Genomic DNA, 22,472 nt, shown 5'->3' with positions numbered 1-22,472 from the left:
GCAAGTGTGATCACAAATCAAACCAGAAGGCGGCGGTGATCGCTTTCGGCCAGAGGGTTCCATGAGTGACACAACCGCACAACAGCGGGCGGAGACCCGCACGCCGGTTCTGACGGCCAGGAACGTCGTCAGGCGCTTCGGCGGGCTCGTCGCGGTCAACAATGTCTCGTTTGACGTCCGGCCGGGTGAGATACTCGGCCTCATCGGCCCGAACGGCGCCGGCAAGACGACGATGTTCGACCTGCTGGCCGGCAGCATCCTGCCGACCAGCGGCGAAATCCTTCTCAACGGCGTGCTCGTATCAGGGGAAGCTGCCCATCGCCGCATCGGCCGCGGCCTTGGCCGCACCTTCCAGATCCCCCGGCCCTTGCCCAACCTGACGCTGATCGAAAACGTCATGCTGGCGGCGCAGGGGCAGGCCGGAGAGCGGCTGCTCGCCAATTTCCTGACACCTCGGCGGGTCGCCGCCGAAGAGCGGGCTGCCGAGACGAGAGCCATCGAATTGCTCGAGCTCGTCACGCTCGCCCGCCTGGCGCACGAACCGGCGCGCGTGCTTTCCGGCGGCCAGCGCAAGCTGCTCGAGCTCGCCCGCGTCATGATGGCCAACCCGGCGATCATCCTGCTCGATGAGCCGGCGGCCGGCGTCAACGCGACGCTGCTCGAAGTCATCATCGACCGCATTCGCGACATCAACAGAAGCGGCATCACCTTCCTGCTGATCGAGCACAATATCGACATGGTGACGCGGCTCTGCCACCGTGTGCTGGTCATGGCGAGCGGCCAGCTTCTGTGCGAAGGCAGCCCGGACGAGGTGGCACGCGACCCGCGCGTCATCGAGGCCTATCTCGGAGGCGCGGCATGAGCCAAAGGGTTCTCGATGTCCGCAATCTCGAAGCCGGCTATGAGCCAGGTGTGCCGATCGTGCGCGGCGCCTCGATCACCGTCGGCAAGGGCGAGATCGTCGTCGTTCTCGGCCCCAACGGCGCCGGCAAATCGACCTTGATCAAGGCGATCGCCGGCCTTGTCCCGATCACCGGCGGCACGGTGCTGCTGGACGGCAGCGACATCACCGCCGCACCCGCCCACACCATGGTCCGCCTCGGCCTCGCCTTCGTGCCGCAGACCGAAAACATCTTCCCGCTAATGTCGGTCGAGGACAATCTGAAGGTCGCCTGCGGCATCCTGAAGCCGCGCGAGATCCCTGCCCGCATCGGGGAAATGTATGCGGCCTTCCCCGATCTCGCCCGTCAGCGCAAGACCGTCGCCGGCAACCTTTCGGGCGGACAGCGGCAGATGCTGGCCGTCGCCCGGGCATTGATCGTCCATCCCAAGGTGCTGGTGCTCGACGAGCCGTCGGCCGGCCTGTCGCCGAAATTCGTGGCGATGGTGTTCGAGATGCTGGCCGGTATACGCATATCCGGCGTCACTATTCTGCTGGTCGAACAGAACGCCAAGGCAGCGCTTGCCATCGGCGACCGCGCCTATGTTCTGGTCGAAGGCAAGGACCGGCACGAGGGCGTCGCCTCCGAGCTCTGGAACGATCCGGTCGTCGCCGAGCTCTATCTCGGCCAGCGCCGCCTCGATCCTGAAAGAGACCGGCACTCCGGCAAAGGAAGCGCGGCATGAACCTGCAATTTGTCGTCGACGGACTGCTGGCAGGTTCGATGATCGGCCTCGGCGCCATCGGCGTGACGCTCACCTATTCGATCTTGCGCTTCTCGAACTTCGCGCACGGCGACTTCATGGCCTGGGGCGCCTATGCGACGCTCGCCGCCGTCGGCGCCATCGGCGCGATGTTCGGCAAGATCGCGCCGATCGCTCCGCTCTCCTTCGGCTGGCCGTTGATCGCCGCGGTGGTGATCGGCATGGCGATCACCGGCTTGCTGGCGTTGCTGCTCGACCTGATGCTTTTCGCGCGGCTGCGGGCCAAGGGCCAGGCGATCATCGTGGTGATGGCGAGCTTCGGCGCCTCGATGGCGCTGAGAAGCCTGCTCGAATTTATCTTCACCTCGCGTCCGACCTATTTCAGCCGGGCCATCCAGATCGCCATGCCGGTCGGCTTCGGCATTCGCATCACCCCCGACCAGATCGCGCTGCTGCTTCTGACCGCCGTTCTGGTGCTCGGCGTGCATCTCCTGATGACCCGCACCCAGACCGGCCGCTCGATGCAGGCACTGAGCCAGAACGCGGCATTGGCCCGCATTGTCGGCATCGACGTCGCCAAGGTCGTGCGCGTCACCTGGATCGTCGGCGGGGCGCTAGCCTGCGTCGCCGGCGTCATGATCGGCATTCTCATCCAGATCCGCCCATTCATGGGTTTCGACATGCTGCTGCCGATGTTCGCGGCCGCCATCCTCGGCGGCATCGGCAGCGTGCCTGGCGCCGTTCTCGGCGGCTTGATCATTGGTCTCGCCGAAGCCGGCGCAGTGCAGTTGATCGGCGCCGAATGGCGGGCGGCCGTCTCCTTCATCATCCTGATGACCGTGCTGTTCGTGCGGCCCATCGGCCTTTTCGGAGTGAGAGAACGCTGATGGATCTGCTCGGCTACGGCGCTTTCTTCCTGACCACCGCGCTGATCTTTTCGCTCGTCACGCTCGGGCTCAACCTGCAATGGGGGCTGACCGGGCTTTTCAATGTCGGGCTCGCCGGCTTTGTCGCCATCGGCGCCTACACCTCGGCGCTGCTGACCACGCCCGACGATGCCGCACGCCTCGGCGGCTTCGGCCTGCCGATCCTTGTCGGCTGGCTGGGCGCGATGGTCGTTGGCGGGGTCGCCGCCGCGATCACCGGCATCGCCACGCTGCGCCTGAGATCGGACTATCTGGCGATCACCACCTTCGGCGTTGCCGTCGTCGTGCAGCTGGTGGCGCTCAACGCCCAAAAACTGACCGGCGGCCCCTTCGGCATCGGCTTCATTCCGCGTCCCTTCGGCGGCCTCGCGGAGACGCCGTTGCTGTTCAACCTGTCGAACCTAGCCGTCGTCTCGGTGGTGACACTGATCGTCTATCTCGCGCTGGAGCATCTGTCGCGCAGCCCGTGGGGGCGCGTGTTGAAGGCGCTTCGCGAGGATGAGCGGGCCGCGATATCCCTGGGGAAAAGCGCGCGTTTCTACCGCGTCCAGGCCTTTGCCGTCGGCGGCGCCATCATGGCACTGGCCGGCGCGTTGCAGGCGCATTTCACAGGCTTCATCGCGCCGGACAATTATTTGCCGGCGCTGACTTTCCAGGTCTGGGTGATGCTGATCGTCGGCGGCTCGGGCAGCAACATCGGCGCCGTCATCGGCAGCATCCTGGTCTGGGCGATTTGGGCCGGATCGGGAGCCTTGACGAGCGTCTTGTTCTCGCCGGAACAACAGGCGCGCGCCGCCTCGCTGCAGATCGTCGCCATCGGCGTGATGCTGTGCGTCATCCTTCTGGTCAGGCCGAACGGCCTGTTTGGCGACAGGCCGCGGCGTCCAAGGTTCGGCAAGCGTGCACGCGTGGCCCCGAGCGAGAGCGGCTCATGAGCGCTGAGATCCGGCCGCACGGCATTTCCCTTTGGCATGCCGTCAGCCGCAATCGCCGTGATCGGCCCGCGCTCGAAGGCGCACTCGATGTCGATCTGGCAATTGTCGGCGGCGGGTTTTCAGGCCTTTCCACCGCGCTGCACAGCGCCGAGAAAGGCATCTCGGTCGCCGTCCTCGAAGCGGAAATCATCGCCTGGGGAGCAACCGGCAGGAATGCCGGCTTCGTCGTGCCGAATTTCGCGAAAAGAGACCCCGACGATATCATTGCCCAGCTCGGGCCAGAACGTGGCGAACGCCTCATCGATTTCGCGGCCGGCAGCGCCGACCTCGTCTTCGACCTGATCAGGCGGCACGGCATCGAGTGCGATGCCGTCCAGAGCGGATGGATACAGCCAGCCCATTCGCAGGCTGCTCTCGAAAAAACCAGATCGCGCGCCGAACAATGGGCGAGGCGCGGAAGACCGACTGTTGCGCTGGACAGGCGGGCGGTCGAAGAGCTGACCGGCGTTCGCGGTTATGTCGGTGGCTGGATGGACCGTTCGGGCGGCGTCCTCAATCCGGTCGAATATGCGCGCGGATTGGCCGACGCTGCGGAAAAAGCCGGCGCGCGCATCTTCGAGCATACGCTCGTTACATCGATCGATCGCATTGGGGATGGCTGGGTCTTGAAGACGGCGTCGGGCTCGGTACGCGCCGGAAAGGTGCTGATTGCCACCAATGCCTATGGCGGGCCGCTAAACCGCACGCTTGAGCGAACCTATTTCCCGCTGAAAATCTTCCAGATCGCGACGGCTCCGCTGCCACGCGAATACCGCACTCGCCTGCTTCCAGGCGGGCAAGGCGTCGGCGACACAAGACGCAATCTTTTCACCTTCCGCTTCGACAGCGAAAACAGGCTGATTACCGGCGGCATGCATAGTTTTGGTCCGGGCGCCGAAGCGCGGGTGCCGCAGGCGATCTGGCGGCGGCTGGCAAAACACCTCGACCTCCCGGAGATCCCACCGCTCGAATATAGCTGGTCGGGGATGGCCGCCGTCGAGCCCGACTTCCTGCCGCACCTCGTCGATCTCGGGCCCGGCCTGATCGCGGGCTTTGCCTGCAACGGACGCGGCATCGCCATGACCACGAGCATGGGCAAGGTGCTTGCGGATTGGGCTGATGGCGCGAAGCCGCAGGACTTGCCGCTGCCGTTTGCGCCGCCGTCGCCGATCCCGTTCCACAGCCTGATGCGGCATGCGCCAAACATGCTGCTTCCCCTAAGCATGCTGCGCGACCGGCTGGATGAGGCGGGCTAGTGTATGTCGCCCAAAAGTGCGCAGCGGTTTTGGGACAACGACATGCACTATGCAACGCGCAAGATTGGATAGCTCTGCCGCACTCGGCCCTTTCTTCTACCTAGACCCGCCATACTTCGGCAGCGAGGGCGACTACGACAAAGAGCTATTCGTGCAAAAGAAGGCGTCTGGAGTAGGTTCCTCGTGTCGGAGGAGACCGGAAAACTGGTCTTCGACAAAACCATTCTTGCTAATCTAGAGCAACGCTTGAAGGAGATCGATGAGCAGTTGCCGAACGCCTCGCCGAGAATGAGAGCAAAACTTGGCAATGACGGGTTGGCCATGGCGCTCGATTCCTTAAAGTATCTGCTCCGTGTATGCGAGCCGCGAGATGCCTAAGTGCTTCATCCATCCATCGGCAGCGCTGATCTTTGGCGCAATGCTGTCGATTCTGTTGGCGACGGCCCTTGCTACGCGGTCCGAAAACGCCGCGTGGCAAGCCAAAGTCGACGAGTTCCGTCAATTCAAAGGACATGCCGACATCGTCATGTTTGGCGATTCTCTCACTGCGAGTGGCCATTGGCAGGAGATGTTTCCCAGACTATCGATTATCAATCGAGGCATATCTGGCGAACGCGTCGGCAGCGCGCTCCTGAGGCTCGACCAGATTACGGCAGCGCAGCCCCGACTGGTTTTCATCATGCTCGGGATCAACGATATTCGCAGGTCAACCAGCCCCGACGACGTGGCTGCATCCTACGACAAGATCATCGATCGGTTGGCGGATGTGGAGAGCATCGTCGTCCAGTCGACGTTGCTCACGAACAGCGAGGTCCACAACGCCGCGATAAAGCGATTGAACAGTGCGCTCATCGCCCTGTGCTCAAAGGCTGCAAACTGCCGATTCGTGGATCTTAACGTGCCTCTCTCCCGAGATGGCAGCCTACGACCGGACCTCACGACTGACGGGATCCACCTCAACGGCGCCGGCTATCGGGTTTGGGAGAACCAGCTCCGGCCGATGATGGCTGCGGTTTCAGCGGAACGATAAACAATAGTCACGGATCTCCCCAACAGGAGTGTTTGACCTGTGACGTTGGGCTTTAAGGCACCGTTAACGGCCGTAGAAAGCGCGCGAGTTAGTGCCAAGTGAAGTTGCGCGGAGGTGCCAACCGACTTTGCGCGTTACAAATAGACGCTCCGCCTCAACCAAGCTCCAAGGTCGTCATCGCAAAGACCCCGGGCTGCGTGAGCTGCGGCGCTTTTCCCTTGTACATTCGAGCGGTTTCGAAGCCCGGTTGAAGACCGGCGGCCGTCAGCCGGGCTGCAAAGTCCCCGCTGGTCTCGGGAACGTCGAGATGGATATTTCCGGGTCCGGAAGCATTGGCGAGTGCGGCGAAGAGACGGCTTGCCGCGCCCAGGCTGTCGGCAAAGAGCGGGCCGATCTTGTGACCGTCCCGGCATCGGCGCGCGACGCCGTATCCCTCGATTGCGCCGTCCCTGACGATCGCAAGCGCGATGTGCGGCGGGCGCAGCCAGTGTTCCAGGAACGACCGTCTCGGAGCGGGAAAGAACCGGCTGTCGTAGCCCAAGAGATCCGCTATGAGGTCAGGGCCTATGGCACGGATGTCACTGTCGGTGCCTGCCGAAACATTCGGCGCTCCGACGAACCGGATCGTCCGGTAGACCGGCGCAAAGCCCATGCTGCGGTAGTTGGCCTGCTGTTCAACGACACCATCGAGGCCGATCGTGCGGCTGCCGAGCCGCGCCGTGCCGGCATCCCAGACCGCCTTGCCATGGCCCTCTCCGCGCCTGTCCGGCCGACAGATGTACAGGCCGATGAAGCCAAAATCGTCGCCATAGGCCACGGCCGAAATACCGGCCACCATCTCGCCATCGACAAAGGCGCCAATGAAGCCGTCGGGATCCGCCGCGTGGAACGCTGCGGCATCGCCGAGGCCGGGATTCCAGCCCTCCGCTGCCGCCCAGTCGACAAGCGTTTCCACTTCTTCAAGTGCGAGCGTTCTGATCGTTCGGGACATTGCGATCACTCGGCGGCAACTATACCGGGGGCGAAGGATTTCAAGGCGCCACGATAAGGCTTTGCCAGTGGGTTTGCATAGGCACCACGCTTGGATGTCGACAGGCCAAGCGCGATCAACGCCTCGGCCTGTTTCACGGCGGCGCCGACACCGTCGATGACCGGAACGCCGAACTCCCGCTGCAGCGCAGCCGCAAGATCGGCCATGCCGGCACAGCCGAGCACGATGGCCTCGGCGCGATCCTCCTCGAGTGCGCGCGCGATCTCGCCGCGCAGCTTCAGGATCGCGTCCGATGCCGGGTCTTCGAGGGCAAGAACCGGAATGTCGGCGGCGCGCACGCGTGCCCGCCCCGCCATGCCATAGCGCTGCACCAGCCCTTCGACCGGCACGCGCGAGCGCTCGGTCGTGGTGACGACGGTGAAGCGCTGGGCGATGAACGAGGCCGTGCTGAGCGCTGCCTCGCAGATACCGATGACCGGGATGTTGGCCATGGCGCGCGCGGCATCGAGGCCGGTGTCGTCGAAACAGGCGACGATCGCAGCCTGCGCGCCCGAGCGCTCGCCAGCGGCGATCTCGACCAGCAGGCCCGGCACGGCAAGCGCCTCGTCATAATAGCCTTCGATCGAAACCGGACCCATCGACGAGGTGACGGCGACGATTTCCGTGCCGGCGCCGGCCACGAGCCGCGCCGCCGCTGCAATGGTTTCGGTCATGCTGGCGGTGGTGTTCGGATTGACAACGAGGATCTGCACTGCGGTTCTCAAATACGTGCCCGGCGACGGCCGACATAGACGATTGCGCCGAGCGTCAGCAGGATCACCAGGAAAGAAAACACTGATGTCACCGTGCCCAGCGCATAGAGCACCGGCGTCGTCACATTTGTCGTCATGCCATAGATCTCGAGCGGCAGCGTGTTGAACGTGCCCGAGGTCATCAGCGTGCGGGCGAACTCGTCATAGGACAGCGTGAAGCCGAACAGGCCGACACCGATCAGGCTGGGCGAGATCATCGGCAGGACGACATGCGCGAAGGTCTGCCAGGACGATGCTCCGAGGTCGCGCGCGGCTTCCTCATAGGCCGGCGAGAACCGGTTGAAGACGGCGAACATGATGAGCACGCCGAAGGGCAAGGTCCAGGTCAGATGCGCCCCGAAGGCGGACGTGTACCAGGCGGGGCGAAAGCCGATCTGCTGGAAGACGACGCCAATGCCGAGCGAAATGATGATCGACGGCACGACGAGGCTGGCGACGGCCAGATAGAACAATGCGGTGGCGCCACGAAACTTTTGGCGGAAGGCAAGACCGGCAAGCAGCGACACGATAACGGTCACGATCATCACCATAAGGCCAAGGATGAAGGAGCGTTTGAAACTGCCGCCGAAATCGCCGACCGCCTGGCGCTCGAACAGATTGGCGAACCAGTGCAGCGAAACGCCGTTCAGCGGAAAGGTCAGCCCGCCATTCTCGCCCTGAAACGAAAGAATGAGAATCGCCGAAAGCGGGCCGTAGAGAAACAGCACGAAAATAGCGAAGAAGGCTGCCAGCACGTAGAATTCGAGGGAGCGCTTGTCCTGGCTCATCGCTTCACAGCTCCTTGCGGATGTCGACGATGCGCAGGATGCCGGCGACCATCAGCAACACCAGCACCAGGAGCACGACCGCGTTGGCGGCAGCCGCCGGATATTGCAGCAGCGACATCTGGTTCTTCATCATCAGCGCGACGGAGGCGCTCTGCCCGCCGGACATCACCTGCACGGTCGAAAAGTCGGCCATCACCAGCGTGACGACGAAGATGGTGCCGATCGCCATGCCGGGCTTGGCAAGCGGGATGATGACGTTCCACAACACCTGCCAGCCGGACGCGCCGGCGTCACGCGCGGCCTCGATCAGCGACTTGTCGATGCGCATCAGCGTGTTGAAAATCGGTGTCACCATGAACAGGGTGTAGAGATGCACCATGGCGAGCACCACGGCGAATTCGGAATAAAGCAGCCATTCGATCGGCTTCGGGATCAGCCCCATCTGCACCAGCGTCGAGTTGACCAGGCCATTGCGGCCAAGAACCGGAATCCAGGAGATCATGCGGATGATGTTGGAAGTCAGGAACGGCACCGTGCAGACAAGGAACAGCACCATCTGCATAGCAGTGGTCCTGATATGGAAGGCGAGGAAATAGGCGACCCAGAAGCCGATCAACAGCGTCAGCGCCCAGACGATGGCGGCGTATTTCAGCGTATTCAGATAGGTTTTCCAGGTGACCCAGGAGCCGAGCGTGTCGGCGTAGTTGGTGGTCAGGAAATCCGGGTACATCGCCGCGAAATCATAGTCCCAGAAGGAGACCACGGCGATCATCAGGATCGGCAGCAGAAGGAACGTGCCGAGGATCAGCGCCAGCGGCGTCGCCTGGAGGTAGGGGGCGAGGGTGCCGATCGAGAGCCGGCGGCGTCTGGCGGGGTTTGCGGCGGTGGTGGCTACAGGCTGGTTGAGGACCACGGTCATCTGGAACAGCCCGGGCGTGTCGCGGAGGGCCGACAATCTGGCAAGCTGTGATCCTTCGCGCCCCCCTCTGTCCTGCCGGACATCTCCCCCACTTGGGGGGAGATTGGCAGCTTCGCTGTTGGCGCCTCTTCTTGCGAAGTTGGAGATTGGCGAAAGCAGCGGCGACGGCCGATCTCCCCCCAAGTGGGGGAGATGTCCGGCAGGACAGAGGGGGGCGCGAAGGAATGCAACATCTCAGCCTTGCATCAAGCCGCGATGAATTCGTTCCAGCGCTTCACCATGTAGCGGTCCTCGTCCATGACCGAGTTCCAGCAGGCGACCTTGCCCATGCGCTCGACGAAGGAGCCGCCGTCGCGCACGGCGCCCGCCTTTTCCATGACCTTGCCGTCCGGCGCCATGATATCGCCCTTGGCGGCCTTGCCGTCGACCCAGTAGCCCCATTCGTCCTCGGACATGAACTGCTTGGCCGTGTCCATGGCGGCCGAGTAGTAGCCTTGGCGGTTGAGATAGGCGCCGACCCAGCCGGACAGGTACCAGTTGATATACTCGTAGGCGGCGTCGAGTTGGGCGCCCTCGAGATGCGCTGCCAGGCCAAGGCCGCCGCCCCAGGAGCGGTAGCCTTCCTTGAGCGGCTGGTATTTGCAGGCGATGCCCTTGGAGCGGACCGCAGCGACCGCAGGCGACCACATCGACTGGATGACCACTTCGCCTGAAGCCATAAGGTTGACGCTCTCGTCGAACGATTTCCAGAACGCGCGGAACTGGCCGTCCTGCTTGGCCTTGATCAGGAAGTCGATCGTCTGATCGATCTCCTCCTTGGTCATGTTGCCCTTGTCGGCATATTTGATGTTGCCCATGGCTTCCATGATCATCGCCGCATCCATGATGCCGATCGACGGGATGTTGAGGATGGCGGCCTTGCCCTTGAAGGCCGGATCCATGATGTCGGCCCAGGTGGTGATGTCGCGACCGACAAGGTCGGGGCGGATGCCGAGCGTGTCGGCATTGTAGATGGTCGGAACCATCGTCATCCACTGGGTCGGTTCCTTGGCGAAGGTCTTGGCGTCCTGTGCCTCGACGAAGCCGACGGTGTGCGGCGCGGTGCCCTGCGCGATGACGCTGTCGGGCGTCAGCTTGCCGGTGATGAAAAGCGGCACGATCTTGTCGTAATATTTCAGCTTCTTGACATCCATCGGCTGCATCACGCCGGAGGGATACACCTTCTTGGCAATCCAGTATTCGATGTCGGCGATGTCGTAGCTGTCCGGCTGGGTCACCGCGCGCTGGGCGGCCGCGTCGGAATCGGTCGCCGTCATCTCCAGCGTGATGCCGAGGTCGGCCTTGCACTTGTCGGCGATGGCGTTGAGGTTGGACACGCCGGTGCCAAACTGGCGCAGCGTGATCGGGTTCTGCGCCCAGATCGTCGGGAAGCCGGTGATGACGCCGGAGCCGGCGGCAAGACCGACGGCGGCGGCACCGGTCTTGAGCAACGAGCGGCGGGAAATTCCTGTCTTCTTGTCAGTGGTGTTGGTCATGTCAGTTCCCCTTTTTTGATTGGTTGTTCTGGTTCAGGAATCGAGACGGCCAAGGACGATCGCGTCCTCGGCGTCCCAGGCGATCGGCACGGCGTCGCCGACGGCAACCGGCTTGGCGAAGAAGCTGGTGTCGTCGACGATCACCGTGAAATCCTCGATACCGGCGCCGTTGACCGAGAGCTTCACGGTCGAGCCGCGGTATTCGACGTTGGAGACGATGCCGGTGAAACCGAGCCCCGCGGCCGGCGGATCGCCGATCCGCACATGGTCGGTGCGAATGGCGATATCGATCGGCCCGCCAACCGCCCTGCCCTGGCCGCTGGCCGCAAGCGAGGCGCCACCCGGCACATCGAAGACAATCATGCCATCGCGGCTACCGCTGACGCGGCCGGAGACGACGTTGTGATCGCCCATGAAACGGGCGACGAACGCGGTGGCCGGCCGCTCGAAGACGATGCGCGGATGCGCCGCCTGCTCGATGCGGCCGTCGTTCATCACCACGATCAGATCGGCGAGCGCCATCGCCTCTTCCTGGCTATGGGTGACGTGAACGAAGGTGATGCCGAGCGACGTTTGCAGCTTTTTCAGCTCGGCCCGCATCCGTATCTTCAGGAACGGATCGAGTGCCGAGAGCGGCTCGTCGAGCAGCAGCGCCTCGGGGTCGGTGATGAGCGCGCGGGCCAGAGCGACGCGCTGCTGCTGTCCGCCCGAAAGCTGCGCCGGGCGGCGGCCGGCATAGGCTTCCATCTGCATCAGCTTCAGCATGACGAGCGCCTTGGCACGGCGCTCCTCCTTGCCGACACCTTTCATCTTGAGGCTGAACGCAACATTGTCGATCAGGTCGAGATGCGGAAACAGCGCGTAGGACTGGAACATCATGGCGGTGCCGCGCCGGGCCGGCGGCAGATCGGTGACCACAATATTGCCGAGCCGCACGTCGCCGCTCGATATGCTCTCGTGGCCGGCAATCATGCGCAGCGTCGAGGTCTTGCCGCAGCCGGACGGGCCGAGCAGGCAGCAATAGGTTCCCGCGGGAATTTTCAAGCTGATGTCTTCGACGGCAGTCGTTGCGCCATAGATTTTCGAAACGGACACGATGTTGATTTCGGCGGCTTTGGACATCCGGCTTCCTCTCTGCTCAACTTAAGCAAAGCATCATGCATGCCAATTGCCCCACTTCGACCTCAAGCGATTGAAAGCTTAGGAAAATCAGGATTGCATCCGGCTGGCTGCCGAAACGGCACGCTTGTGCAATGCACAAATTATAGGCGATAGCGAGCGATTCTCGCAAAAATCGTATGCAATCTTTTCTCGCATCGTATTCACTTTGGCCCTCGTTTACGCGACCCTATTCAAGTAGAAAGGTGCAGGGACTACCATCATGAATATAGCCGACCAGACTTTCCCTGCTGTCGACAATGCCAACGAGGATCGCGCCCAGGCGATCCGCGACCAGTTGCGCGATGCGATCGTCGATCGTCGGCTGGCGCCCGGAACCAAGCTGTCCGAAGGCGAGGTCGGCACTCTGTTCGACGTCAGCCGCACCGTGGCGCGCGCGGCGCTGCAAATGCTCTCCTTCGAAGGGTTGGTGCGGACCGAGCGCAATCGCGGCGCCTTCGTCGCCAATCCGTCGCCGGAGGAAGCGCGCCAGGTTTTTGCTTCGCGTCGGCTGATCGAGCCCGGCATCGCGATCGCCGCGGTTGGGCGCATGACGCCGGCGCATGTCGTTGCGTTCAAGGCCCAACTCGATGAAGAGGGCCGCTTCATTGCCGAACGCGGACCAAGCGCAAGACGGTCGGAGATCAAGGCTTCTGGCGATTTTCACCTGCTGCTGGCGTCGGTCGCGGGAAACGTCATCCTCCAGCGTTTCATGGAGGAGCTGGTGGCGCGTTCATCGCTGGTGATCGCGCTTTATGGCCGCTCGGGCGTCTCGAGCTGTGGCCATAGCGAGCACATGAACATCCTCGAGGCGCTGGAAAATGGCAATTCCGAACGCGCCAGCGCACTGATGCTGCACCACATCGACCATATCGAGGCCGACCTCGATCTCCGCGTCAGGAGCGGTCCGGCACTCAGGCAGGCGCTCGAGTTCTGACGGTCATTCCGGAGGGACGCGAAAGACGCGCCCCTCAAAGCCGTTCGGCACGGGTTTTCAGGATCTGGTGCAGCATGTCCCGAATGCGCCGCAGCCTCGTCAACCATCTCTGGCTCATTTGCTTTCCAGTTCTGTTTGCCCACCGCGCGCCGGTTGCTTCACTCGGAAGAGGTCCCTTACTCAGAAGGCTTGGACCGCCATGGCCATTCCAACCAGCGAGGTGGCGACACCCGCGGTGCGGACCGTCGTCGGCCAACGGGCGAGCTTGAGGACGGACAAGACCCCGATCGCATGCAGCATCGATGTGCCGAGCACGAAGCCGGCGGCGTAAGCGACGCCGCTGGCGCTCTCGGGAATTTCGAGGCCGTGGGCATTGCCGTGGAAGAGGCCGAACAAGGCCGTCAGCGCTGCCGCGGCGGCCAGCGGCTGCGGCCTGGCTAGGCCGAGCATGGCGCCGAAGACGACAAGCGACAGCGCGATGCCGGTTTCAAGCGACGGCAGGCCGATGCCGGCCATGCCGAGCAAGGCTCCGGCGACCATCGCCGAGACAAAGAACAGCGGCACAAGGACAATGCTGCGGCCGCCGGCGCGGGCGCCAATCATGCCGACCGCGACCATGGCGAGCAGATGATCCATGCCGAGGAGCGGGTGTTCAAGGCCGGCGAAAAGGCCGTGGGCGTGAGGGCCGCCGCTATGGGCAAACGCCAGCGACGGTGTGAGGGCGGCGAGAGCTGAAAGGGTGCCCAGTCTTGCTAATGTTTTCATGCTTGCGAATGTTTTCATGGTTGTACCTGTTCGATGAGAGTGACGGGTTCTGGTTTCAGTGCCCGGGAACGGTGAATTGCGAAGCGGCGGAACGGTCCGCGAGGGCGCGCGCCGCGGCGAAGCCGAGAGGCTTTTGCTCACTGCCATCGTGATAGATGAAAGCGAGGCGGCGGCGGTGCGATGTCAGGCGCGCCGGCAACGGGTGATAGGCGACGCCGGTGCCGCCGACGAGCGGCATGACCGCGCCGACATCGACCAGATCCTCGGTCTCGACGCGGAGCAGATGAAGCCGCACGCCGTCCGCCGTCTCGCCGACAAACGGTATGCCGGCAAGCCGCAGAAAGCTGGACGGGTCCGGCGCCCGCGCAAAGCCTTCGAGGAAGGCGGTTTCAACAAGATCGAGGTCGAGCGTCGCTGGATCAACCGGCGGCTCGTGAGCCTGGTCGGGCGGCAGATGCGGCGTCTGCCATTGCAGCGGCTTGCCCGCGGGCCCGTTGTGGCCGAGGGCGTGCGGATGGTCGTGATGACCGTTCGGCCCGTGATGATGGTGGCCGTCGCCATGGTCATGACTGTGGTGGTGGTGATCGTCGTGCATGGTCAAAAACTCACCGGTTTGTCGATGATCGATTTATGCTTGCCGAGATTGCCGTGAGCGACCATCGAGCCGAGCGCCTCGACGACGACCCGCACGCCGAACAGCGCCGTGATGTCCGACGTGTCGTAGGGCGGCGAAACCTCGACCACTTCCAGTCCGCAAATGCCCGGCGCCGTCACCAGCCCAAGCAGCTTGAGCGCCTCGCGCGGCAGGAAGCCGCCCGGTTCCGGCCAGCCCGTGCCAGGCACGAAGCCGCAGTCGAGGCTGTCGACGTCGAAGGAGATGTAGACGGCGTCGGTGTCTTTCCACGCGAGCTCGAGCGCGATTTCCGCCGCCTTCTCAAGACCCATCTGCTCGATGTCGGCAATGGTCAGCACGTTGGTGCCGCGCTTCCTCGCCTCGGCGACGCCGTAGCGGGGAACCTGCCAGCCGCCGATGCCGAGCTGCACGAGATTGGTCGCCGAGACATTTGGCAGGTTGGTCGCCCAATACCAGGGCGTGGTGTGCATGCGCTCGTCGAGATCCTTTTCCTGGATGTCGATATGGCGGTCGAAATGGATGATGCCGATGCGCTTCGAGGTCACGTCGGCGATGCCGCGCACGCAGGGAAAGCCGATCGAATGGTCGCCGCCCAGCATGATCGGCAGCGCGCCGGACGAGGCGACATGGCTGACGCCCTTGGTGATCTGGTCGAAGCTCTTTTCGAGATTGGCGGGAATGGTGAAGACGTCGCCGGCGTCGCACAGCGTCATCTGCTCGCGCAGGTCGACACCGAGCTCATAGTTGTATGGCGTGTAGAGCGCCGAGATGCGACGAATGCCTTGCGGGCCGAAGCGGGTCCCCGGCCGGTAGGTGGTGCCGCTGTCGAAGGGAATGCCGATGACGGCGGCATCATATTTGCCGACGTCGCGGACGTTCTCGACATAGGGCGCCTTGAGAAAGGTGTTGATGCCGGCGAAATGCGGCAGCTCGCCGCGCGCGAATGTCGGGATCGACTTGTCGACGATCGACTCCGATCCCGGCAGGCCCATGTCGAGCGCCCATTGCTGCTCCTTGCGCCAGCCGCTTTCCGGCAGCTTTCCCTCGGCCTCGATGGACTTCCAGCCCTGCGTGCCGCGGGCATCGAAATCCGGGTGGTGGAAGCGTTCCCTGGCCTCCCGGGCGATGAGCCCTGCACGGCGGTGGCTGCGTTCGGGGATATTTCTGGACATTCACGGTCTCCGTTACGACGCCGTCGTCGCCATTGCTGTATCCGGCCGGGTCGTCCCGACCATCGCGGCCACCTTGGCCAAGTGATGAGAAGAAGCCCGGGTCTTGCGATCGAGCCTCAAGTCGTAGGTGATCGTCGCGCCGTAGGCCGACGGAAACTGCGGATCGTGGCGCACCTTGTCGAAGACCAGCACGCGGGTGCCGAGCTTGAAGGCCTCGCCGATATCGTGGGTGACCATCACCACCGTCATGCCGTGCTCGGTCCAGAGCTCGGTGAGCAGCTCGTGCATCTCGACGCGGATGCCCGGATCGAGCGCACCGAACGGTTCGTCGAGAAGCAGTATCTGCGGCCGGCCGAGCAAGGTCTGCGCAATCGCAAGCCGCTGCTGCATGCCGCCGGAGAGCGATGCCGGATACAGGTCGCGCGCATGGGCAAGCCCGACCCGTTCCAGCATGGTCTCGGCCTCTTGCCTGGCGTTTGCGCGCCTGGCGCCGAAGACGCGGCCAAACAGCCCGCCCGAGCGAAAGTCTTCGACAAGCAGCAGGTTCTGGATAGCGGTCAGATGGGGAAACACCGAATAGCGCTGAAAGACGATGCCACGCTGCGGCGTCGGCTCTGGGACGATCGGGCCATCGCCGACGATGACGACGCCACTGCTCTGCTGCTCCTGGCCGAGCAGGATGCGCAGGAACGTCGATTTTCCGCAGCCGCTGGCGCCGACCAGCGACAGGAATTCGCCGGCTTCGGCAGTGACGTTGACCCGCTCGAGCACGCGGGCATCGCCGTAGCTCTTTTCCAGCCCATGGACGACGATGCGGCTCATCTGGCCTCCACGGGATGCGCCCAAGGGGAGACCGCCCGCGACAGCCGCACCAGCAGCCAATCGGTGATGACGGCAAGCAGCGTGATCCAGGCGACATAGGGCAGGATGACGTCCATCGAGAGATAGCGGCGGACGAGGAAGATGCGGTAACCCAGCCCTTCGGTCGAGGCGATGGCTTCGGCGGCGATCAGGAACAGCCAGGCCGGCCCGAGCGCCAGCCGCACGCAGGTGATGAGGCGCGGCATGACTTGCGGCAGCACCAGCCGCAAGACCATGGTCCAGCTGTTGCCACCAAGCGTCTGTGCCTTGGCCACCAGTTCGGACGGCAACTCCATCACCCGGTTGGCGATGTCGCGCACCATCACCGGCGCGACGCCAAGGGCGATCAGCGTGATCTTGGCCGTTTCGCCGAGGCCGAGCGCGATGAACAGGATCGGCAGCAGCGCCAGCGGAGGGATGACGCAGACCACGGTGACGAACGGCAGCAGGAAGGCCCGCACCCGTGGAATGAAGCCGATGGCGACGCCGAGCGAAAGCGCCGCGAAGGTGGCAACACCCACGCCGGCGAACAGCCTGAGGAGACTGGCATAGGTGTCGACCCACAGGATGAGATCGCCCGAGCGTTTGTCCGGAACCGTGGCAAGGTCAAGAAAGGCCGACCACATCTGTGCCGGCGAAGGCAGCAGCTTATCGCTGGGATTGACCGCCAGTCGTTGCGCCGAGGCGATCAGATAGGCGATCGCCACGAACAAGAACGGCAAGCCGCCGAGGAACAAGGCGCTGCCGCGCGAGACCTTCGCATTGATCATGCGAAGGCGCACCTTCGGCCTTGGCCGGGAAGGACGCGTGGTGCCCTCCCCACCCGCTTCGGAGACTGTATTCATGTCGCTCGGTCCCCTGGCCAACATGTCGTGTCAGGGTGTTGCGGTTGCGGCCTCGGCCATGAAGGCTGGATCGAAACGCAGCTTGACGTTGTTGGCGTCGCCCAGCGTGGATCCGTCGGGAAAGCTCATGCCGATCACGTCGACACTCGCCGCGTTGGTGCCGAGGATGCCGTGGCTGAACAGGAAGTTGCGGACCAGATCCATCGTCTTCGGCAATTCGGCGCCGTTGGTGAACTCGACCGCCTTGGCGGGGTCGAAGAACATCGCCGTCGAGGCGAGCTGCGCGTCGAAGCCGGCGAGGTCCGTGCCGGACGCCTTGGCCATCTCCTCCTTGGCTGCCTTGCCTTCCGGCGTGTCGGAGGTCATCAGGTCCATCGCTTCGTACCATGCGCCGACAAGCGCCTTGCCCAGCGCTGGATTGTCCTTCAGCGTCTCGGTGTTGACGACCATCATGTCGATGATCTCGCCGGGAATCTGCGAGGAATCGAACACTTTGCGAGCACCCGGCATGGCGGCGATCTCGGAAACCAGTGGGTTCCAGGTGACGACGGAGGTGACGTCGCTGGTGCCATAGGCGGCGACCATGTCGGCGTCGGATGTGTTGACGACGGTGATGTCCTTCTCGGCGAGCTTTACCGTGTCCAGCGCCCGCGCCAGCAGGTAATGCGAGACGGAGAGCTCGACGAGATTGACCTTCTGGCCGGCAATGTCGGCGAGCGCGGACTTGTCCTTGAGGATCACCGCATCATTGCCGTTGGAGAAGTCGCCGATGATCACGGCGGTCGTGTCGACGCCGCCGCCAGCGGGGATCGACAGCGCGTCCATGTTGGTCATCGAACAGCCGTCGAAGCCGCCGGCGGTGTACTGGTTGATGCTTTCGACATAGTCGTTGATGCGGGTGATCTCGACATTGATGCCGTATTTGTCGGCCCATTTCTTCATGATGCCGCTGTCTGAGAGATAGCCCCACGGCATCCAGCCGACATAGATCGACCAGCATATCTTGAAGTCTTTCTTGGGCGCCGCGTCGGCGGCGGAAATCATGGGAAGGCTGAGTGATGCGGCTAGGATGATTGCGGCCAGCTTGCGAAGCATTGCGTACCCCTGTTCGCGATCCGGATTGCGTCCGGACTTTATGTTGGGGTTTACGGAGCGCGCATCCGGGAGAGGTTCGCGCCAGCAAACCCGTGCAGGGTTCTCCCGGGATTTTGGCCCGCCGTGTTCCGCCGGATGCCTCAGTGCACCCCTGGCGGTCGCATCTCTTGGACCAGCACCGCTTTGTCGCGGCCGGAACCCTAGACGCTCTGCACATCACCAACGATGCAAGGAGCATGCCAATGCCGAATTATGCCAAAAGGCCGGCATCTGTGGGCCTGTGCGGCTTCGAGCATTCGCACGAGTGACGCGAAAATCATCGCATCGCCGACGGATTGGGCAGTTTGCCTGATTGCTAGTGGTCCCGCTTGACATAAGAGTCCGACGGGAGATTCTCTTTGACGCGTGCGACTCGATGCCTACTCACTGGGGGAGGCCAGCGAGACGGAGGCTCTCAGCGAGGTATTGGACGTGCGGACCACGCTGGGCGGTTATCTCTAGCCAGGACCTCACAGTAAAGCTTGGGCTTTCCGCCAGTATGCCTGCCACCACCCGTCGCGCTTCTTCAACTAGCCCGAGGCGAGCGTACGAGGCGGCGAGCACCCGCCGCACGAATGGAGGAGGTTCTGGATGTTCTCGCATGGCGCGGAGAGACCATTCCAATGCCATCTCGTGCCTTCTTGCCGCAAGGTGGCACTCAGCAATCGAGGCATGAAAAAGGTACAACAGCGGGTCGAACGGGCTCAATCGCATTGCCCTTTCCAACGAAGGGATCCCATCAAGTCCGATCCAGGAAGTCACCCAACCTTTTGCTGCCCAGGCCTGTGCGGAATTATGGTCGATTGCCAACGAGCGCTCGATCAGCTCGAGAGCGTGTTCATGTTCGTGTACGACACTTGCGAGCGCCGTAGCGGATGCCCACAGTACGGCTGGATCTTCCATATCGAGCTTGAGCGCTTCCCTGGCAAACCGAACACACAACTCCTGCTGGTCGGGCCGCCAAGAACGCCAACCCGAATTCTTGCTGAACATCAAAGACCAGGCCGCCATCGCGTAGGCATACGCATAAGAAGGATCGATAGCGGTTGCTTTTAGAAGGAGATCGTGGGCGATTGCACTCCTTTCGGGCGACCCTGACCAGGCATGCGGCAGGGCACGCAGAACAAAGTCGTAAGCAGTCAAATCTTCGGTTCGCTTTCGCGACGTGCGATCGATTTCCGCTCGCTGAAGCTTCGGAGCGATCGCACCGACCACGCTCTGGGTCACCCCATCTTGCAGTTCGAATACGTCTTCGAGACTGCCATCGAAGCGATCAGCCCAGACATGATTCCCGCTTTCCGCCTCGATGAGCTGTCCCGTGATCCTGACCCGATTGCCCGCCTTGCGGACACTCCCTTCCAGCACGTAACGCACGCCGAGTTCGAGCCCGACCTGCTTCACATTGACCGCTTTGCCTTTGTAGGCGAAACTCGAATTCCGCGCGATCACGAAGAAGCTGCGCACCCGAGACAGCGCCGCTATGATGTCCTCCACCATGCCGTCGCTGAAATACTCCTGCTCCGGATCGCCGCTCATGTTAGTGAACGGCAGAACGGCAATCGACGGCTTGTCGGGAAGCGCCAAGGCAGGCCGCGCCATCGCCGCTTCGCGGTCCGGCCGCAGTCGGTAGATCCGCACCCGCTCGGCGATGTTCTTGAGTTGCTGCTCGCCGAGATCATCGAATCCGAGCTTCACCTTGCCCCGGACGTGGTTGAAGACAGTGCGAGAGACGACGATGCTCCCAGCATCGGCCAAGGCCTCGAGCCGAGCCGCGATGTTGACTCCATCACCATAGAGATCGCTGCCTTCGACCATCACGTCGCCCAGGTTGATTCCGACGCGCAGCACAATCCGGGAATCTTCGGGCACGTCGGCGTTGGCAGCCGCCATCGCGTTCTGGAGCTCGACCGCGCATTGGACAGCATTCACGGCGCTGGCAAATTCCACCAGCACCCCGTCACCCATCAGCTTGACGATGCGGCCATTATGCTTGGCGAGCAGTGGCTGTAGGATGTCTTTGCGACGGGACTTGATGGCAACAAGGGTCCCAGCCTCGTCCCGCTCCATGAGGCGGCTGTAGCCGACCACATCGGCTGCCAATATCGCAGCAAGGCGGCGTTGGACGCGTTCTTCTGCCATGTCATGCATCAGCCTTCGGAGGCCCACGGGACCGGGATTGTATTGGGGGCCACGCTGCGAGTCCATTGGGCGAGAGTCTGCGATGGGGTGGGTCGGAAAACGTCTTCCACATCGGGTACCAAGCGTCAGATTTTTCACTTGTAGGAAGACACTCCGATCGAAACCGTCGCCGGTTTCATCGGGTCAACCGCGGCAAAGACGGCGCTCGCCTCGCTGACGATGGAAACATGATCCTTGGCTGCCTGTCCTGCGGCGGCGCCATCGCCGCGCATGATCGCGGTAACGATGACGTCGTGTTCCTGCCAGGATTTGGCCAGCCGGCCCGGCAGCATGAATTGCGCGCGCCGGAACGGCGCGAGGCGGCTTCGGGTCATGACGGTCAGTTCATAGATGTGCTTGCTGTGCGCGCCGCGATAGAGCCGGGTGTGGAACTCGGTGTTGAAATACTCGTAGTCCTCCTCCGCAGCCAACTGCACAAGGCGCGCTGAAGCCTGATGCTCGACCTCGAGCGCGCGGCGCTCGCCGGCGGTCATGCGCTCGGCCGAGAACCGCGCGCAGATCGCTTCAAGCTCGGCCATGCTCTCGAACATCGAGGCGAGATGCTCCTGCGTCACCACGGCGACGGTGGCGCCACGGTTGGGCCGCCTTTCGACCAGCCCCATGGCGCTCAGCCGGCCAAGCGCCTCCCTGACGGGGGTGCGCGACACGTCGAAGCGGGCAGCGAGTGAGGCCTCGTCGAGCTTTTCGCCGGGGCGCAGGAAGCCGGTGACGATCCGGTCACCGATCGCCCTCACCATCTGATCGACGGTCGTGCCCGACCTGATCAAGCTGCGCTTCCCCGACAATTCTCCTCCGTCCAGTCTGTTCGCGGCTATGCGGCAAGCGGCTCGCCGGCCAGTTTCGACTCGGGCGCGCCTCTCTATGCCTCTATTTTAATCTACATGTCAAACTGGCTATTTGAAAGGCAAAAAGTGTATGCAATTGCCTTTCGCTTGAGCAGGGCGGCTCGGCACATCCGCTGATTTCATTGAATAAATTTTATCTTTTGAACTGGCACACCGATTGCATGCACTTTCGTGAGAAGGGAATTAATCGACCCGGAAAAGGGTCCAACAGGGAGCATTCACATGACCGAGAGATTCATGCTTAGCCGCCGCGATCTGCTCAAGACCTCCGCCGCCGGAGCGGCGCTCGGTCTGGCCTCGGCGTCATTTCCGATCAGCAGGGCGTTCGCCGCGGCCGCCACTGTCGGCTTCATCTATGTCGGGCCGAAGGACGACTACGGCTATAACCAGGCGCATGCCGAAGGTGCCGCGACATTGAAGGCTATCGAGGGCATCTCCGTTGTCGAGGAGGAGAACGTCCCCGAGACGGTCGATGTCCAGAAGACGATGGAATCGATGATCAACCTCGACGGCGCCTCGCTGATCTTTCCAACCTCGTTCGGCTATTTCGATCCGCACATGCTGGCAATGTGCGCGAAATTCCCCGACGTTCAGTTTCGCCATTGCGGCGGCATGTGGAACAAAGACAAGCATCCGATGAATGCCGGTTCCTATTTCGGCTATATCGGCATGGGCCAGTATCTCAACGGCGTCGCCGCCGGTCATGCCACCAAGACCAAGAAGATCGGCTTCGTCGCGGCAAAACCCATTCCGCAGGTCCTGCTCAACATCAATTCCTTCCTGCTTGGCGCACGCTCGGTCGATCCGGCCATCACCTGCCAGGTGATCTTCACCGGCGAATGGTCGCTGGCCGTCAAGGAGGCGGAAGCCACCAACGCATTGGTCGATCAGGGTGCCGACGTCATCACCTGCCATGTCGACAGCCCGAAAGTGGTGGTCGAAACGGCGGCGGGGCGTGATGCCTTCGTCTGCGGTTACCATGCCAACCAGAGCCCGCTGGCGCCCGAAAAATATCTGACCGGCGCGGAATGGAACTGGGCAAAGGTCTACAAGATGTTCGTCGACGAC

Annotated in this window: 23 protein-coding genes and 1 riboswitch; of the genes, 9 read left to right on the top strand and 14 right to left on the bottom strand. The window is 62.9% G+C overall.

Features of this window, described 5'->3' with window-relative positions:
* The first annotated feature begins 61 nt into the window (after positions 1-61).
* From EOB36_RS02100 to EOB36_RS02070, 7 genes are all read left to right on the top strand, one after another.
* The gene (locus EOB36_RS02100) at positions 62-862 is read left to right on the top strand and encodes an ABC transporter ATP-binding protein (RefSeq protein ID WP_095483802.1); all 801 of its coding nucleotides are present in this window, start codon (positions 62-64) and stop codon (positions 860-862) included.
* Positions 859-1,626, top strand: coding sequence for an ABC transporter ATP-binding protein (locus EOB36_RS02095; RefSeq protein WP_095483801.1), 768 nt, complete (start codon positions 859-861; stop codon positions 1,624-1,626). The genes EOB36_RS02100 and EOB36_RS02095 overlap by 4 nt, the downstream gene beginning before the upstream one ends.
* Positions 1,623-2,531 carry a branched-chain amino acid ABC transporter permease gene (locus EOB36_RS02090; RefSeq protein ID WP_095483800.1) on the top strand — a complete coding sequence of 303 codons (909 nt, stop codon included), beginning with the start codon at positions 1,623-1,625 and terminating at the stop codon, positions 2,529-2,531. The genes EOB36_RS02095 and EOB36_RS02090 overlap by 4 nt, the downstream gene beginning before the upstream one ends.
* Positions 2,528-3,505 carry a branched-chain amino acid ABC transporter permease gene (locus EOB36_RS02085; RefSeq protein WP_164759010.1) on the top strand — a complete coding sequence of 326 codons (978 nt, stop codon included), beginning with the start codon at positions 2,528-2,530 and terminating at the stop codon, positions 3,503-3,505. The genes EOB36_RS02090 and EOB36_RS02085 overlap by 4 nt, the downstream gene beginning before the upstream one ends.
* Positions 3,502-4,800: an FAD-binding oxidoreductase gene (locus tag EOB36_RS02080; protein WP_128244321.1), complete on the top strand. Its 1,299-nt coding sequence runs from the start codon at positions 3,502-3,504 to the stop codon at positions 4,798-4,800. The genes EOB36_RS02085 and EOB36_RS02080 overlap by 4 nt, the downstream gene beginning before the upstream one ends.
* Before the next feature lie 183 nt (positions 4,801-4,983).
* Entirely contained in the window at positions 4,984-5,178 is a 195-nt protein-coding gene (locus tag EOB36_RS02075) for a hypothetical protein (RefSeq protein WP_127203636.1), read from the top strand.
* Positions 5,171-5,830, top strand: coding sequence for a GDSL-type esterase/lipase family protein (locus EOB36_RS02070; RefSeq protein WP_127203635.1), 660 nt, complete (start codon positions 5,171-5,173; stop codon positions 5,828-5,830). Before EOB36_RS02075 ends, EOB36_RS02070 begins: the two co-directional genes overlap by 8 nt.
* Positions 5,831-5,984: 154 nt before the next feature.
* Here EOB36_RS02070 and EOB36_RS02065 read toward each other — a convergent pair whose 3' ends face one another.
* The 6 genes from EOB36_RS02065 to EOB36_RS02035 all read right to left on the bottom strand — a co-directional run bounded on the left by EOB36_RS02065 (position 5,985) and on the right by EOB36_RS02035 (position 11,976).
* The gene (locus EOB36_RS02065; RefSeq protein WP_095484009.1) at positions 5,985-6,821 is read right to left on the bottom strand and encodes a GNAT family N-acetyltransferase; all 837 of its coding nucleotides are present in this window, start codon (positions 6,819-6,821) and stop codon (positions 5,985-5,987) included.
* A gap of 5 nt (positions 6,822-6,826) precedes the next feature.
* Positions 6,827-7,573, bottom strand: a complete 747-nt coding sequence (locus EOB36_RS02060) for an aspartate/glutamate racemase family protein (protein ID WP_095484008.1) — start codon at positions 7,571-7,573, stop codon at positions 6,827-6,829.
* Positions 7,574-7,581: 8 nt separating this feature from the next.
* On the bottom strand, positions 7,582-8,400 hold the full coding sequence (locus EOB36_RS02055; RefSeq protein ID WP_095483797.1) for an ABC transporter permease: 819 nt from the start codon (positions 8,398-8,400) through the stop codon (positions 7,582-7,584).
* 4 nt (positions 8,401-8,404) lie between these two features.
* The gene (locus EOB36_RS02050) at positions 8,405-9,319 is read right to left on the bottom strand and encodes an ABC transporter permease (protein WP_095483796.1); all 915 of its coding nucleotides are present in this window, start codon (positions 9,317-9,319) and stop codon (positions 8,405-8,407) included.
* A 245-nt stretch (positions 9,320-9,564) separates the two neighbouring features.
* Positions 9,565-10,854, bottom strand: coding sequence for a PotD/PotF family extracellular solute-binding protein (locus tag EOB36_RS02040; protein ID WP_128284174.1), 1,290 nt, complete (start codon positions 10,852-10,854; stop codon positions 9,565-9,567).
* A 33-nt stretch (positions 10,855-10,887) separates the two neighbouring features.
* The gene (locus tag EOB36_RS02035; RefSeq protein WP_128284173.1) at positions 10,888-11,976 is read right to left on the bottom strand and encodes an ABC transporter ATP-binding protein; all 1,089 of its coding nucleotides are present in this window, start codon (positions 11,974-11,976) and stop codon (positions 10,888-10,890) included.
* Between the two features lie 259 nt (positions 11,977-12,235).
* Here EOB36_RS02035 and EOB36_RS02030 point away from each other — a divergent pair, with 259 nt between their 5' ends.
* Positions 12,236-12,949: a GntR family transcriptional regulator gene (locus EOB36_RS02030; RefSeq protein WP_126103451.1), complete on the top strand. Its 714-nt coding sequence runs from the start codon at positions 12,236-12,238 to the stop codon at positions 12,947-12,949.
* Positions 12,950-13,129: 180 nt separating this feature from the next.
* Here EOB36_RS02030 and EOB36_RS02025 read toward each other — a convergent pair whose 3' ends face one another.
* The 8 genes from EOB36_RS02025 to EOB36_RS01990 all read right to left on the bottom strand — a co-directional run bounded on the left by EOB36_RS02025 (position 13,130) and on the right by EOB36_RS01990 (position 21,326).
* Positions 13,130-13,714 carry a HupE/UreJ family protein gene (locus EOB36_RS02025; protein ID WP_128284224.1) on the bottom strand — a complete coding sequence of 195 codons (585 nt, stop codon included), beginning with the start codon at positions 13,712-13,714 and terminating at the stop codon, positions 13,130-13,132.
* Positions 13,715-13,769: 55 nt separating this feature from the next.
* On the bottom strand, positions 13,770-14,309 hold the full coding sequence (locus EOB36_RS02020; RefSeq protein ID WP_128284172.1) for a hypothetical protein: 540 nt from the start codon (positions 14,307-14,309) through the stop codon (positions 13,770-13,772).
* Between the two features lie 2 nt (positions 14,310-14,311).
* Entirely contained in the window at positions 14,312-15,520 is a 1,209-nt protein-coding gene (locus tag EOB36_RS02015; protein ID WP_128284171.1) for an agmatinase family protein, read from the bottom strand.
* 12 nt (positions 15,521-15,532) lie between these two features.
* Complete coding sequence (locus tag EOB36_RS02010; RefSeq protein WP_128284170.1) at positions 15,533-16,342, bottom strand: ATP-binding cassette domain-containing protein; 810 nt, start codon at positions 16,340-16,342, stop codon at positions 15,533-15,535.
* Positions 16,339-17,151, bottom strand: coding sequence for an ABC transporter permease (locus tag EOB36_RS02005; RefSeq protein ID WP_245467564.1), 813 nt, complete (start codon positions 17,149-17,151; stop codon positions 16,339-16,341). The genes EOB36_RS02010 and EOB36_RS02005 overlap by 4 nt, the downstream gene beginning before the upstream one ends.
* 105 nt (positions 17,152-17,256) lie before the next feature.
* The gene (locus EOB36_RS02000) at positions 17,257-18,321 is read right to left on the bottom strand and encodes a putative urea ABC transporter substrate-binding protein (protein WP_128284168.1); all 1,065 of its coding nucleotides are present in this window, start codon (positions 18,319-18,321) and stop codon (positions 17,257-17,259) included.
* A 100-nt stretch (positions 18,322-18,421) separates the two neighbouring features.
* Positions 18,422-18,536: riboswitch (guanidine-I (ykkC/yxkD leader) on the bottom strand.
* Between the two features lie 208 nt (positions 18,537-18,744).
* A complete protein-coding gene (locus tag EOB36_RS01995) occupies positions 18,745-20,499 on the bottom strand; it encodes an adenylate/guanylate cyclase domain-containing protein (RefSeq protein ID WP_128284167.1) in 1,755 nt (584 codons plus the stop codon).
* Positions 20,500-20,633: 134 nt separating this feature from the next.
* Entirely contained in the window at positions 20,634-21,326 is a 693-nt protein-coding gene (locus EOB36_RS01990; RefSeq protein ID WP_206637134.1) for a GntR family transcriptional regulator, read from the bottom strand.
* Between the two features lie 300 nt (positions 21,327-21,626).
* Between EOB36_RS01990 and EOB36_RS01985 the strand changes: the two genes are divergently transcribed.
* Positions 21,627-22,472 (top strand): BMP family ABC transporter substrate-binding protein (locus EOB36_RS01985; RefSeq protein WP_164897428.1); only part of this gene is annotated, 846 nt, incomplete at its 3' end.

The sequence above is a fragment of the Mesorhizobium sp. M6A.T.Cr.TU.017.01.1.1 genome (genome assembly GCF_004023115.1).
GTDB lineage: Bacteria > Pseudomonadota > Alphaproteobacteria > Rhizobiales > Rhizobiaceae > Mesorhizobium > Mesorhizobium mediterraneum.
Note: the sequence above shows the minus strand (reverse complement) of the source record. Positions and strands in the feature narration are given on the sequence as shown.